This window comes from Stenotrophomonas sp. 107298_Sma (assembly GCF_056480345.1).
In genome coordinates this window covers 1,875,663-1,889,261 of the sequence record NZ_CM151094.1, presented here as the reverse complement: position 1 = coordinate 1,889,261, position 13,599 = coordinate 1,875,663, and the positions used below count along the sequence as shown (strand labels likewise).

General features: G+C 66.4%; 9 protein-coding genes. 5 read left to right on the top strand and 4 right to left on the bottom strand.

Annotated features, from left to right (window positions below; all coding sequences use genetic code 11):
• Position 1 precedes the first annotated feature (1 nt).
• From ACZK2G_RS08895 to ACZK2G_RS08885, 3 genes are read left to right on the top strand one after another with little or no spacing between them, the layout of a single operon-like run.
• Positions 2-532 (top strand): GNAT family N-acetyltransferase, encoded by a 531-nt coding sequence (locus ACZK2G_RS08895; protein ID WP_046983811.1) that lies wholly within the window; start codon positions 2-4, stop codon positions 530-532.
• 4 nt (positions 533-536) lie between these two features.
• Positions 537-1,757 carry a TraB/GumN family protein gene (locus tag ACZK2G_RS08890; protein WP_136639466.1) on the top strand — a complete coding sequence of 407 codons (1,221 nt, stop codon included), beginning with the start codon at positions 537-539 and terminating at the stop codon, positions 1,755-1,757.
• 49 nt (positions 1,758-1,806) lie between these two features.
• The gene (locus ACZK2G_RS08885) at positions 1,807-2,652 is read left to right on the top strand and encodes a phytanoyl-CoA dioxygenase family protein (protein WP_478475263.1); all 846 of its coding nucleotides are present in this window, start codon (positions 1,807-1,809) and stop codon (positions 2,650-2,652) included.
• Between the two features lie 67 nt (positions 2,653-2,719).
• Here the strand turns inward: ACZK2G_RS08885 and ACZK2G_RS08880 are convergent, their stop codons facing one another.
• The 3 genes from ACZK2G_RS08880 to ACZK2G_RS08870 are packed head-to-tail and all read right to left on the bottom strand — an operon-like array spanning position 2,720 to position 10,472.
• Entirely contained in the window at positions 2,720-5,806 is a 3,087-nt protein-coding gene (locus ACZK2G_RS08880) for an efflux RND transporter permease subunit (protein WP_046983814.1), read from the bottom strand.
• On the bottom strand, positions 5,803-9,324 hold the full coding sequence (locus ACZK2G_RS08875) for an efflux RND transporter permease subunit (protein WP_478475260.1): 3,522 nt from the start codon (positions 9,322-9,324) through the stop codon (positions 5,803-5,805). Before ACZK2G_RS08875 ends, ACZK2G_RS08880 begins: the two co-directional genes overlap by 4 nt.
• The gene (locus ACZK2G_RS08870; protein WP_046983816.1) at positions 9,321-10,472 is read right to left on the bottom strand and encodes an efflux RND transporter periplasmic adaptor subunit; all 1,152 of its coding nucleotides are present in this window, start codon (positions 10,470-10,472) and stop codon (positions 9,321-9,323) included. The genes ACZK2G_RS08875 and ACZK2G_RS08870 overlap by 4 nt, the downstream gene beginning before the upstream one ends.
• 207 nt (positions 10,473-10,679) lie before the next feature.
• On the opposite strand from ACZK2G_RS08870, the gene ACZK2G_RS08865 reads away from it, so the two are divergent.
• Together ACZK2G_RS08865 and ACZK2G_RS08860 are read left to right on the top strand one after the other, a co-directional pair.
• Positions 10,680-11,069, top strand: coding sequence for a c-type cytochrome (locus ACZK2G_RS08865; protein ID WP_478475258.1), 390 nt, complete (start codon positions 10,680-10,682; stop codon positions 11,067-11,069).
• Positions 11,070-11,078: 9 nt separating this feature from the next.
• A complete protein-coding gene (locus ACZK2G_RS08860; protein WP_032128319.1) occupies positions 11,079-11,540 on the top strand; it encodes a c-type cytochrome in 462 nt (153 codons plus the stop codon).
• Positions 11,541-11,709: 169 nt separating this feature from the next.
• On the opposite strand, the gene ACZK2G_RS08855 is transcribed toward ACZK2G_RS08860, so the two are convergent.
• Positions 11,710-13,593, bottom strand: a complete 1,884-nt coding sequence (locus ACZK2G_RS08855) for an ATP-binding cassette domain-containing protein (RefSeq protein WP_046983818.1) — start codon at positions 13,591-13,593, stop codon at positions 11,710-11,712.
• Positions 13,594-13,599 lie beyond the last annotated feature (6 nt).

Genomic DNA, 13,599 nt, shown 5'->3' with positions numbered 1-13,599 from the left:
CATGGCCGTCCTCATCCGTGATGCCGGCCCGGCCGACATCGACGCGATCACCGCGATCTATGCGGTGGAAGTGACCGACTTCGTCAACACCTACGAGTACGACATCCCCGACGCGCCGGAGATGCTGCGCCGCATGCGCGACATCATCGACCGTGGCTTCCCCTACCTGGTCGCCGAGATCGACGGCCAGGTGGCCGGCTATGCCTACGCCAACACCTACCGCACCCGCATCGCCTACCAGTGGACCGTGGAAAACTCGGTCTACGTCGATGCCCGCTTCCAGGGCCAGGGCGTGGGCGCCGGCCTGCTCCAGGCCCTCATCGACGCCTGCGTGGCGCGCGGCTACCGGCAGATGGTGGCGGTGATCGGTGAACCGACCAATGCCGCCTCCATCAAGCTGCACGAACGCTTCGGCTTCGAGCTGGTGGGCGTGTTCCGTGGCCTTGGCCGCAAGCATGGCCGCTGGCTGGATACCGTGCAGATGCAGCGCGCGCTCGGCGATGGCGCCGACACCGCACCTTCCAATGAATGAATCCATGACTGAAACCCTTCCTGACACCGGCGATGACCTGTTCGCCGGCCAGCCGGTACGCGTCGTTGAACGCGACGGCGTGCGCTACACCCTGCTCGGCACCGCGCACGTCTCTCGCGCCAGCGTCGAAGCAGTGGAAAAAGCGATCGACAGTGGTCGCTTCGACGCGGTGGCCGTCGAGCTCGATCCGCAGCGCCTGCAGGCCCTGAGCGACCCGGACACCCTGGCCAAGCTCGACCTGGTCGAGGTGATCCGCAAGGGCCGCGTCGCCCTGTTCGCCGCCAACCTGGCGTTGTCCGCCTACCAGCGGCGCCTGGCCGAGCAGCTCGACATCGAGCCGGGTGCCGAACTCAAGCGCGCGGTGGAACTGGCCCGCGAGCGCGATCTGCCTGTGCACCTGATCGACCGTGAAGTCGGCCTGACCTTCCGCCGTGCATCGCAGCGGCTGGGCTTCTTCGGCAAGCTGAAGCTGGTTGCCGGGCTTGGCGCCGGCCTGTTCTCGTCGGAGGAAGTGGGCGAGAACGAGATCGAGAAGCTCAAGCAGGGCGACATGCTGGAGTCGAGCTTCGGCGAGTTCGCCAGCGAGAGCCCGGCGCTGTACGAGACCATCATCGGCGAGCGCGACCGCTACATGGCCACGCGCCTGCGCGAAGCGCACGACCCGCAGCAGCGCGAAGTGCTGGCGGTGGTCGGTGCCGGCCACCTGGCCGGGCTGGCACGCTATCTGGAAACCGACACCGAGGCGCCGGCACCGCTGCGCGCCGAGCTGGAATCGGTGCCGAAGAAGCGCAACATCCCGTGGTTCACGCTGGGCATCCTGGCCATCGTAGCGACCGGCATCGGCGTGGGCTTCTACCGCGGCGGGCTGGGCGTGGGCACCGAGCTGCTGGCGACCTGGGCGATGTACACCGGCGGTCTGGCCGGCCTGGGCTGCCTGCTGGCCGGTGGCCATCCGCTGAGCATCCTGACCGCGATCGCGGTGGCACCGTTCAAGCCGTTCCGCTTGAGCATTCCAACCGGCGCGTTCTCGGCGCTGGTGGAAGCACGCCTGCGCAAGCCGGCGTACGAGGACTTCCTGAAGCTGCGCGACGATGCGCAGAGCCTGAAGGGCTGGTACCGCAACCGCGTCACCCGCGTGGTGCTGACCTTCATGCTGACCAACCTGGGCAGCATGCTGGGCCTGTGGCTGACCACGTTCAAGGTCTGGGGCAAGGTGGCGGGCTGATGGTCCCGCCCCACGTGGCTATACTCGGCGTTTAAGGAGGAACACAGCGATGGATGCATATGACGCGCTGATGCGCGATGGTTACGTAGTAGTTCGCCAGGCCATCGCGCCGGCGCTGGTCCAGGGCATCAATGAGCGCATCGCGCGCTTCAAGCAGCGCAACCCAAAAGCGGTAACGCGCAACCTGGACGATCACAATCGCATGTACCGGGTCGTCAACCTGCACCTGGCAGTGGATGCGATGACACGCCTGCTCACCGACAACCCGGCCATCGACGTCTGCGACCGCTTCCTCGGTGAACCCACTACGCTCTACACCAGCCTCTACTACGAGCGCGGATCCGAACAGTCATTGCACCGCGATACGCCGCTGTTCTGCACCTCCCCGGGCGAGCGCTACATGGGGGTGTGGACGGCACTGGAGGCAGTTGATGACAGTAACGGCCCACTACGGGTGGTCCCGGGCAGCCACCTGCTGCCGCCCATTGATGTGCAGGCGCTGCGACGCACGGTCTTCGGCGACAGCCCGGTCGGCGCCATGTCGCCGGAGGGCTGGACTGCCTACCAGGATGCGGTGGCCCGCCAATGCGAAGATGCTGGCCTGCAACCGCAAGCGGTGCACGTGCAGGCGGGTGACGTCATCGTCTGGCACCCACAGTTGTTCCATGGCGGCGCCCCGCATCCTTCGTCCGGCACGCGCCGCAGCGTGGTGATGCATGTGACCCCGAAGTCGATGCCGGTCGGTCACATGGATGTCTTCTACGGACAGACCCACCCGCCGGAGAAGGCGCCATGGCGCTACTACCGACGCGGCCGGCGTGAGATCGCGCGGTTCGGCCATGTCGATTTCGGGCATGAATACACCCGGCGCACGCTGTTCCTGCGCAAGGCCTGAAAAAAAATGGGGGGAGACCGCCCCACTACGACCGGTCTCCCCCCACACCACAACACGTTGTCGTGCATTACAGCCGGGCAGCGCCCGGCTCTACCATCTCCAGACCGCGGGCGCGCTGGATCAGTCGCGTGACCGCACTGCGCAGGTCATCCAGCACCGCATAGATCGTCGGCAGGAACAGCAGGCTGACCACCGTCGAGAACGCCAGGCCACCGGCGATCGCGCGCGCCATCGGCGCGTACTCCGGGCCATTACCGAACATCTGCGTATTGGTCAGCGAGATCGGCACCATCGCCAGGATCGCCGTGCCCATGGTCATCATGATCGGGCGCAGACGCTCGCGTGAGCCCTCCACCAGCGCCTGGGTACGGCCCATGCCGCCGCGCCGCAGGTTGTTGATGTGCTCGATCATCACGATGCCGTTGTTCACCACCACGCCCATCAGCACCAGGATGCCGATGAAGGACATGATCCCGAACGAAGTGCCAGTGATCCAGAACAGCCAGAACACGCCGAAGATCGAGAACAGCACGCCACTCATGATCGCCGCAGGGAACAACAGCGACTCGAATACCGCGGCCATCACCACGTAGATCATCACCAGTGCGATGAGCAGGTTGAACACCATCTGCTGCATCGCTTCGTCGTCGTTGCCGTAGTCACCGCCATCGAAGGTGAAGCCATAGCCGGCCGGGAAGTTCATCGGCTTGAGCACCGATTCCATGGCCTTGCGGCCGTCCGGCGCGGTGACCTTCTCGGCCAGGTTGGCCTTGATGGTCAACGTGGTCTGGCGGTTGGTACGGCCGATCTGGGTGGCCGACGAACCGACGTCGACACTGACCAGGCTCAGCAGCGGCACGCTGCGGCCATCGCCGGTACGTACGCTGAAGCCGGCCAGATCCTCGGGGCTGCTCTGTTCGGCACCGGCGAAGCGGACCCATACCGGTACTTCGTTGTCACCACGACGGAACTCGCGCATCGGCGCACCACGCAGTGCAAGGCCGACGAAGCTGGCCACCTGCTCGGCATTGAAGCCGAACGCCGCAGCGCGCTCGCGATCAACGCGCACCTTCAGTTCACCGCCCTTCTCGCCGTTGTCGATGCGCACGTCGCGCAGCTCGGCACGCTGGGCCAGCAGCGGCACCACTTCCTGGCCGATCTCCTGCAGCATCGAACTGGAGTCGCCGACCAGCTGCACCTGTACGCCCTGATTGCCACCACCGCCGCCGTCGCCCCCTTGGTTGCCGACGAAATAATCGGTGCGGGCCGACTTCGGCAGCCCCTTGCGCAGCTCTTCCTGCAGCGCTTTGATGTCCTTGGCGTACTTCTCGTCGAGGGTGACCACGGTCGAGCTGCCTTCCTGCTCGCTGTACCAGGAGTACACCTGCTTCACGTGCAGGCGTTCGCGGTTCTGGTCGATCCAGCTCTCCACCCGTGCCACTTCCTCGGACATCTGCCGGTAGGTATAGGCGCCCTTCCACATGTAGCCGATGAAGATGTCCTTGCCGCCTTCGCCGCCGAACATATCGATCTTGGTCAGCTTCATCGGCACCAGGCTGACCAGCACCACCAGCAGGATGCCAAGCAGGCTCCAGCCGCGGTGGCGCAGTGACCAGTCCAGCAGCTGTGCGTAACGGCGCTGCAGGCGCGCGATCAGGCCGGTCTTCGAATGCACCAGCTTTGGCGTGGTCATGCGCGCGGACAGCATCGGGATCAGGCTGACTGCCACCAGCCACGAGGCCAGCAGCGAGACCGAGATGGTGATCGCGATCTGCGCCATGAAGATGCTGATGTTGTTGGTCTCGCCGAACAGGTTCGGTACGAATACGATGCAATGGCACAGGGTACCGGCGCTGAGCGCGATGGCCACGTTGCGTGTGCCGATGATCGAGGCCAGCCGTGGCTGCCCGGGCATGCGCTCGCGTTCCTGGTAGATGCTCTCCACCACCACCACGGCGTTGTCGACCAGCATGCCGACCGCCAGCAGCAGGCCCATCATGGTCAGGATGTTCAACGTCACCCCGACGAAGTACATGAACCCCAGGGTGATGGTGAAGCAGATCGGAATGGCCAGGGTCACCATCAGCGTGGATGGCCAGTGGCGCAGGAAGAAGAACAGCACGGTCACCGACAGGATCAGGCCGACGCCGCCGGCCTCGGCCAGTTCCAGCAACGAGGAGGTCACCGCCTTGCCCTGGTTGTCGATCACCTTGATCTGCACGTCGCGCATCGACGCCTCCCCGCGGATTGCCTCGACCTCGGCCAGCGCCGCGCGCGAAACCTCCACCAGATTGGCGCTGCGCTCCTTGAAGATGTCCAGGCCGACCGCCGGGTTGCCGTCCAGGCGGCGTCCATAGCTCATGCGCGCCGGCTTCAGCCGTATCTCGGCGATATCACCCAGGCGCAGGCCCTTGGCGTTGATCACCAGGTCGCGCATTTCCTGCAGGTCGGTGATTTCGCCCACCGGCTGCACGCGCACGCGCTGGCCGTTGTCGTCGATCTGCCCGGCCGAGATCGAGAAATTCAGCGTGCGCAGGCGCTCGCTCAGCTCGTTGATGCTCAGCCCGTGCGCGTTGAGCCGGTTCGGATCGATGGCGATCTCCACCTCGTTCGGCGGCGCGCCGGTGATGTCGACGCGGGCCACGCCGGGAATGCGCTCGATGCGCCGCTTGAACTCGCGGTCGAGCATGTCATAGGCAGTGGTCAGATCGGTGGTACTGGCCAGGCGCACCTTCAGCACCGGCTGGTCACTGCTGGACCACTTGAACACGTTGTAGCGCTGCAGGTCGTCGGGCAGGTCGCTGCGGATCGCATCGATGCGCTCGCGCGCATCGGAAGCGGCAATCGCAATGTCGCGGTCCCAGTCGCTGAATTCGATGTAGATCAGCGCCGCCTCGGAGGTGGCCGACGAGCGCATGCGCTTGATGCCGGTCATCGTCGCCAGCGATTCCTCCACCGGGCGGATGATGGTCCGCTCCACTTCCTCCGGTGTCGAGCCGGTGTACGGGATCTGCACGAACAGGAACGGTGCCGAGATGTCCGGCAATGCTTCCAGCGGCAGCCGGAACGAGGCGATCAGGCCGATCACCACCAGCGACACGAAACACATGATGGTGGTGACCGGACGGCGGATGGAGAACTCGGCAACACTCATGCCGGTTCCTCCGCACCCGCCGCGCTGCCCGCTGCACCCGGCTCGATCCCGCCGGCATGCTTGCGGCCACGTTCGCGGTAATACGCATCGCCGCGACGGTCCATCAGGTCATACACCACCGGAATGACCAGCAGGGTCAGCAGGGTCGACACCAGCAGGCCGCCGATCACGGTGATCGCCATCGGTGCACGCACTTCCGCACCCTCGCCCATCGCCACCGCCAGCGGCAGGAAGCCGAACAGCGTGCACAGCGTGGTCATGATGATCGGCCGCAGGCGTGAGCGGGCACCTTCCACCAGCGCCTCGTGCTTGGCCACGCCGGCCTCGCGCAGCTGGTTGACCTTGTCGATCAGGATGATCGCGTTCTTGGTGACCAGGCCGACCAGCAGGATCAGGCCGATGAACACCACCACCGAAATGGGCTTCCCGGTCAGCATCAGCGCCAGGATGGCGCCGACCAGCGCCAGCGGGATGGTGAACAGGATCACGAACGGGTGCAGCAGCGATTCGAACTGCGAGGCCATCACCAGGTAGACCAGGAAGATCGCCAGGCCGAAGGCGAAGATCAGCGACTTCGCCGCCTGCGCCAGCTCCTCACCCTGGCCACCGATGTGCAGGCCGACGCCTGCGCCCAGCGGCTGTTCTGACACCATCTGCTGCACTTCGCGCATGGCCGCGCCAAGATCGATGTCGCGCAGGTTGGCCGACACCACCGCCACCCGCGTCTGGTCGGCGCGATGGATCTCGCTGGGGCCAGTGGTGGCGACCACATCGGCCACCGCGTCCAGTGTCACCGGGCGGGTACTGCCGGGATTGACGATCAGCCGGCGGATGCTCTCCACGCTGGCGCGGTCGCCTTCCTGCGCACGCACCAGCACGTCGATCTTGCGGTCACGGAAGCTGTAGCGGGTGGCGACGTCGCCGCGCACCTTCTTCACCACCACATCGGCGATCTGGCGCGTGGTCAGGCCGAGCGCACCGGCGCGTTCCTGGTCGAAGCGGATCTGGATTTCCGGGAAGCCCTCTTCCACGGTCGACTTCACGTCGGCGTAGTGCGCGTTGCCGCGCAGCATCGCCGCCAGGCGCTGGCCGGCCACTTCCAGGGTTGCCATGTCCTGCCCGCGCAGCTCGATTTCCAGCGGCGTGGAGAAGCTGAACAACGCCGGCCGTGCGAAGTCGACCTGTGCACCCGGATGCTGGCCCATGGTGTCACGCAGGCGCTCGGTGATCTCCGCTTCGGTACGCGCGTTGCCGCCGCCTTCCATCACCACGGTCAGCTTGCCGATGTTCTCGCCGCTCTCGGTGGGGCTGGCATCCAGGCGGGTGCCGCTGCCGCTGACACCGTACAGCGAAGCCACGCCCTCGCCCTTGCCGTGTGCCAGCTGCAGCTCGCGTACCAGTGCATCAGTCTGCTTCAGCGGCGTGCCGGCCGGCAGCTTCACCGTCATTTCGAAACGGTCCTGCGCCAGCTGCGGGATCAGGTCGGCACCGAGCATCGGCACCAGCGCCATGGTCGCCACGAAGATGATCGAGGCTACGCCCAATACCTTGCCCGGATGCGCCAGCGCGCTCGGCAGCAGGCGCAGGTAGCCACGCTCGGCACCGGCATAGGGCTTCATCGCCAGATCGCTGGCCTTGCGCATCACCGGACCCACCACGGCCACCACGCCACGCCATACCCGCACCACCAGCCAGGCCAGTGCGTAGAAGCTCCAGCGCGCCGTCGCGACCACGCCACGGCGGCCCAGCGCGACCGGCTTCTGCCAGCGGTTCTGCGGCTGCCACGGTGCGTTCGGCGCCTCTTCCGGGAACGCCAGCGGCGGCCGTCCCTTCAGCGAGCTCAGCATCGGGATCAGGGTCATCGACACCAGCAGCGAGATCGCGATGGCGATCGCCACGGTCAATGCCTGGTCGCGGAACAGCTGGCCGGCGATGCCCTCGACGAACACCAGCGGCAGGAACACCGCGATGGTGGTCAGGGTGGAGGCGACCACCGCCATGCTCACTTCGCGGGTACCGACGATGGCCGCCTGCAGGATGCCCAGGCCACGCTCGCGGGCCTTGGCGATGCTCTCCAGCACCACGATCGAGTCATCCACCACCAGGCCGGTGGCCAGCGCCAGGCCGCCCAGCGACATCACGTTCAAGCTGAGGCCGAGCTGGCCCATGAAGAAGAACGTGGCGATGATCGAGACCGGCAGCGACAGGCTGATCACGAACGTGCTCCAGCCATCGCGCAGGAACAGGAAGATGATCAGGATCGCCAGCAGGCCACCGATAACGGCATCCTTCTTGACGTCGGCGATGGCGTGCTCGATGAAGCGCGACTGGTCCTCGATGGTGGTCATCTCGACGTCGGACGGGAACGTGCCCTTGATCTGCTCCAGGCGCTTGCGCAGCGCTTCGGCGGTGGACACGGTATTGGCGTCGCCTTCCTTGTAGATCGCCAGTTCCACCGATTCCTTGCCGCCGAGGCGGATCACCGCTTCGCGCTCCTTGTAGCCCTGGCGCACGGTAGCCACGTCCTTCAGGCGCACCGGCACACCGTTGGCGACCACGCTGGAACCACCACCGGACGAGGCACTCTGTGCCGCCGAGGCCGCCGCGATGGCCGCCGCCGAACCGGTCGACGCGGCGATGTTGAACATCTGCTGCAACGCCGAGTCAGCCGCGCTGCCGTTCGACGCCTGGGTGGTGACCAGCAGGTTGCGGATCTCTTCCAGATCAGCGAACTGGTTGACGGTACGCACCAGGAAGCGCTGCGAACCCTCCTCCAGGCGGCCGCCGGAGATGTTGATGTTCTCGTCCTTCAGGCGCTTGATGACGGTATCGATGGGCAGGTTCAGCTGGGCAAGCTTCTGCTGGTCGATGTCGACCTGGATCTCGTCTTCCAGGCCACCACCGACCTTGACCGCCGCCACGCCGCTGACCGGCTCCAGCTTCTTCTTCAGGTCTTCGTCGGCATAGCGGCGCAGGCCGGTCAGCTCGCGGACCGCATCGGCATCGCTGGCCGGTGTGGTCTTGCTGGACAGCACCAGGCGCATGATCGGCTCGGTGGACGGATTGAACCGCAGCAGCACCGGCGCCTTGGCCTCCAGTGGCAGGTTCAGCGCTTCCATCTTGTCGCGCACTTCCAGGCTGGCCTGGTCCATGTTGGTGCCCCAGGCGAACTCCAGCACCACATCGCTCTGGCCGGTGCGCGAGACCGATTTCAGCTTGCGCAGGTTCTTGACCACGCCGACCGCTTCCTCAACCGGCTGGGTGATCAGGGTTTCGATTTCGGTCGGTGCCGCGCCGGTGTATTCGGTGCGCACGGTCAGCGTCGGATAGCTCAGGTCCGGCAGCAGGTTGACCTTGAGGTTGCCCAGCGCGATCACGCCGAACAGCAGCAGGGTGACCGTGCACATGGCGATGGTCACGCGGCGGCGGGTGGCGAATTCCACCAGGCCGCCGCGCATGCCGGCGGCGGCGCCGTCGCTCGCCGGCGAGGCACCGTGGTCGTGGCCCGGGGCGGTCATTGCTTGCTCCCGGCCTTGTCCGCCGGCTTGGCAGCCGTTGCGACCGTCTTCGCCTTTGCCCTCGGATCGGCGATCACCTGTACCGCGGTGCCGTCGCGCAGGGCGACCTTGCCGGCGGTGACCACCTGATCACCGGCCGCCAGGCCATCACGGATCTCCACCCACGGGCCCTCGGCGTAACCCAGCTTGACCGGAACGCGTGCGACCTTGCCTTCGCGCACCCGGAACACCGCCGGTTCACCGTCGTCGAGCAGCGCCAGGCGCGGCACCACGAGCGCATCGGCACGCTGGTCGTAATCGATGCGGATGCGCCCGAACATGCCGGGCTGCAGCGCGTGCGCGGCGCCGTCGAAGGCGCTGACCACGCGAAACGTACCACTGCCTGAATCCACCACCGGCGCGATGCGATCGACCGTACCGGTGAAGCTCTGGCCCGGCAGCGCGTCGGCGGCCAGCGTCACCGGCTGGCCAGCGCGCAGGGTGGCCAGCTCGCGCTCGGGCACGTTGAGGGTGGCTTCCAGCCGCGAGTTGTCGACGATGCGGAAGATCGGCGTATTGATCTGCACGAAGTTGCCGGTCTTGATCGAGCGCGACGCGATCACGCCGGAGATCGGCGCTACAACCGTGGTGTAGGACAGCTCCAGCGTGGCCAGGCGGTACTGCGCGCGGACGTTTTCCAGGTCGTAGCGCAGCTGGTCGACGTCGGCGGCGCTGACCATCTGCTGGCCAACCAGTTTCTGCGCGCGCTGGTAGTTGTTTTCCAGCTTGCGCATCTGCGCTTCGCTCTGCGCCACGGCCAAGCGCGCGCGGTCTGGATCCAGTCGCACCAGTGGCTGGCCGGCGCTGACCCGCTGGCCTTCTTCGACCAGCACCGCCAGCGCCACGCCGGAGGTCTTGGCGACCACCTGCGATTCGGCGCGCGGCTCCAGCGCAGCAGTGCCGGTGTAGCTGGCGGCAACGGCGCGATGGCTGGCCACGGCCACCTCGACCGGAACCGCGTCGACCTTCTTCTCCTCCTTGGTCTCGGCGGCCTTGGCTTCGGAATTGGGCCCTGCGGCGCAACCGCCCAGCAGCAGGGAGGAGGAGATCAGCAGTGCGGCAGCGCAGATTCCGCTGCGACGGCCGGACAGGAGGGTTGGGTGCGACATCGTCAGATCCCTGGAGGATGCGTGGACAGGTGTGGTAGCAAAGTAATGCACCACTTCACGGCAACACCATATCCCAAAGGTCATGGTGCCTTCGTGCCGCTGGTCGGCCCGCCCCCCCATTTCAGCTAGATGAAACCTGAGGCTATACTCGGGTCGTTCCGTACCCCACGCCGGAACGACCAGACCCGAATCCCCGGAAACGACACCATGCGCCCGCAGCCGCTCGCCGCTTGTCTCGCTCTGGCCGTCCTCCTGCCCCTCGGGGCCGCCGCACAGCCCGCTCCTGCTCCTGCCACACCCGCTCCGGCTCCGGCGCCCGTCGCCACGCCGCAGGCCACCGCTCCCACCGGCAATTTCGACAATGGCCGGGTACTGGCCTATACCTGCCAGGGGTGCCACGGCATCACCGGCTACAAGAACGCCTACCCCAGCTACCGGGTGCCGAAAATCGGCGGCCAGACCCAGCAGTACCTGGCCCAGGCCCTGACCGAGTACCGGCAGGGCAAGCGCAGGCATCCGACGATGCAGGCGCAGTCGATGAGTTTCAGCGAACAGGAGATCGCCGATCTCTCTGTTTACCTGTCCACCGTCAAGTAAGGCCCGCCCATGTCGAAAGCCGCGCATCCGATGCGTCACGCCATCGCCCTGTCCGTTGCCCTGCTGCTGGCCGCCTGTTCACAGTCGCAGGTGGAAAACAGCGAGAAATCCGCCGCCGACCCGGGCCATGCCAGCGGCGAACACGGTTCTTCATCCTCCGCCGGCCTGCCGCCGGGCCGCGAGGCCGCCGGCGAGGCCCGCGCCAAGGTGAAGGGCAAGGCCACCAACCAGAGCTGCATCGACTGCCACGGCGCCGACGGCAACGCGCCGATCGATGCGACCTATCCGAAGCTGGGTGGGCAGTACGGTGACTACCTGGCGCATGCGCTGCAGGCCTACCGCGCCGGTGACCGCCAGCATGCGCTGATGACGCCACAAGCGAAGGACCTGAGCGATCAGGACATTGCCGATCTGGCGGCGTACTTCGGCAGCCGGCCGAGCCAGCTGCGGGATCTGCACGGGGTCAAATGACCGCCGGCGCCCCGGTGGGTGCGGACCTTGGTCCGCACGGACCGTTGATTGGTGGGTGCGGACCGTTGGTCCGCACGGGTCCGGATATCCACGCATGGCGTGGATCTACTGAGCCGAGCGTGGGCTCGGCTCTACATCGATCGGCGCAACCGCTGGCGCCGACCGATACTCAGCCTTCCAGCTCTTCCCAGCGCGCGTAGGCCGCATCCAGCTCGGCCTGCACCTTGGCCAGCTGCTGGGTGTGCGCGGTCACTTCAGCGCTGCTGCGGGTGTAGAACGACGGGTCGTTCATCGCCGAGGTCAGCCCTTCGACGTCGCCCTCCAGCTTCTCGATGGTCTTCGGCAGCTGCTCCAGCTCGCGCGCTTCCTTGTAGGCCAGCTTGCGCTTGGGCGCTGCCGGCGTAGCGGCCGCTGCAGCAGGTGCGGCGGCGGCCGGCTTGGCGGCAGCCACCGCCGTCGGCGCGGCGGCAATGCTGCTGGCGTACCGCTGCCAGTCGCTGTAGCCACCCACGTACTCACCGATCACGCCGTCGCCTTCCATCACCAGCGTGGAGGTCACCACGTTGTCAATGAAGTCACGGTCATGGCTGACCAGCAGCAGCGTGCCGGTGTACTCGCCCAGCAGCTCTTCCAGCAACTCCAGGGTTTCCACGTCGAGGTCGTTGGTCGGTTCGTCCATCACCAGCAGGTTGGAGGGCTGCGCGAATAGCTTGGCCAGCAGCAGGCGGTTGCGCTCACCGCCAGACAGGCGGGTGATCGGCGCACGCGCGCGCTCCGGCGTGAACATGAAGTCCTGCAGGTAGGCATGCACATGCTTGCGCTTGCCGTTGAACTCGAGGAAATCACGGCCCTCGGCCACGTTCTCGATGGCGCTCCAGTCTTCGCGCAGCACCGCACGGTACTGGTCGAAATAGGCGATCTGCAGGTTGGTGCCGGGATTGACTTCACCCTTCTGCGGCTGCAGTTCGCCCAGCAGTAGCTTCAGCAGCGTGGTCTTGCCGCTGCCGTTGGGGCCGATCAGGCCGATGCGGTCACCACGCAGGATGGTGGTGCTGAAGTCACGGACCATGGTGCGCTCGCCGAAGGCGAACGAAATGTCCTTGACGTCGATGACCTTCTTGCCCGAGCTGACGCCCTGGGCCGCTTCCATCTTGACGTTGCCACTGAGGTCGCGGCGCGCGGAGCGCTCGTTGCGCATCGCCTTCAGGCGGCGCACGCGGCCTTCGTCGCGGGTGCGGCGGGCCTTGATGCCCTGGCGGATCCAGACTTCTTCCTGTGCCAGCAGCTTGTCGAAGCGGGCGTTTTCCTGCGCCTGCGCGTTGAGGCGTTCCTCGCGGCGGCGCTCGTAGTTGGCCCAGTCGCCGGGCCAGCTGGTGACCTGGCCGCGGTCGATCTCGACGATGCGGGTGGCCAGCGCACGCAGGAAGCGGCGGTCATGGGTGACGAACACCACGCTGCCGCTCCAGCCCTTGAGGAACGCTTCGAGCCAATCGATGGCTTCGATGTCGAGGTGGTTGGTCGGTTCGTCCAGCAGCAACACATCCGGGCTGGACACCAGCGCACGAGCCAGCAGCACGCGGCGCTTCATGCCGCCGGACAGGCGGCCGAACTCGGCCTCGCCATCCAGATCGAGCTTGGTCAGGGTTTCGCTGACGCGCTGGTCCAGGCCCCAGCCGTTGGCGGCGTCGATCTTGGCCTGCACGTTGCCGAGCGCTTCGCCATCGAACACCTCGGCATGGCTGAGGTGGTGGAATTCGGCCAGCCACTGGCCCAGTTCGCCGAGGCCGTCGGCGACGACGTCGAATACCGAGCCGGCGGCGCCATGCGGCACTTCCTGCTCCAGGCGGGTGACGCGCACGCCCTGCTGCACACGCACTTCTCCGTCATCGGGCTTGTGGTCGCCGGACAGCAGCTTGAGCAGGGTGGATTTGCCGGCGCCGTTGCGGCCGATCAGGGCGATGCGTTCGCCCGGCTCGATCGACAGTTCGGCCTTTTCCAGCAACAACGGGCCGCCGACGCTGAAGTCGACGTTCTGTAGGGTAATCAGAGGCATCCGGCC

Bases quoted from the DNA above. Each gene is read 5' to 3' on its own strand.
- ACZK2G_RS08895 (WP_046983811.1), top strand. From the start codon at position 2: ATGGCCGTCCTCATCCGTGATGCCGGCCCGGCCGACATCGACGCGATC.
- ACZK2G_RS08890 (WP_136639466.1), top strand. From the start codon at position 537: ATGACTGAAACCCTTCCTGACACCGGCGATGACCTGTTCGCCGGCCAG.
- ACZK2G_RS08885 (WP_478475263.1), top strand. From the start codon at position 1,807: ATGGATGCATATGACGCGCTGATGCGCGATGGTTACGTAGTAGTTCGC.
- ACZK2G_RS08880 (WP_046983814.1), bottom strand. From the start codon at position 5,806: ATGAGTGTTGCCGAGTTCTCCATCCGCCGTCCGGTCACCACCATCATG.
- ACZK2G_RS08875 (WP_478475260.1), bottom strand. From the start codon at position 9,324: ATGACCGCCCCGGGCCACGACCACGGTGCCTCGCCGGCGAGCGACGGC.
- ACZK2G_RS08870 (WP_046983816.1), bottom strand. From the start codon at position 10,472: ATGTCGCACCCAACCCTCCTGTCCGGCCGTCGCAGCGGAATCTGCGCT.
- ACZK2G_RS08865 (WP_478475258.1), top strand. From the start codon at position 10,680: ATGCGCCCGCAGCCGCTCGCCGCTTGTCTCGCTCTGGCCGTCCTCCTG.
- ACZK2G_RS08860 (WP_032128319.1), top strand. From the start codon at position 11,079: ATGTCGAAAGCCGCGCATCCGATGCGTCACGCCATCGCCCTGTCCGTT.
- ACZK2G_RS08855 (WP_046983818.1), bottom strand. From the start codon at position 13,593: ATGCCTCTGATTACCCTACAGAACGTCGACTTCAGCGTCGGCGGCCCG.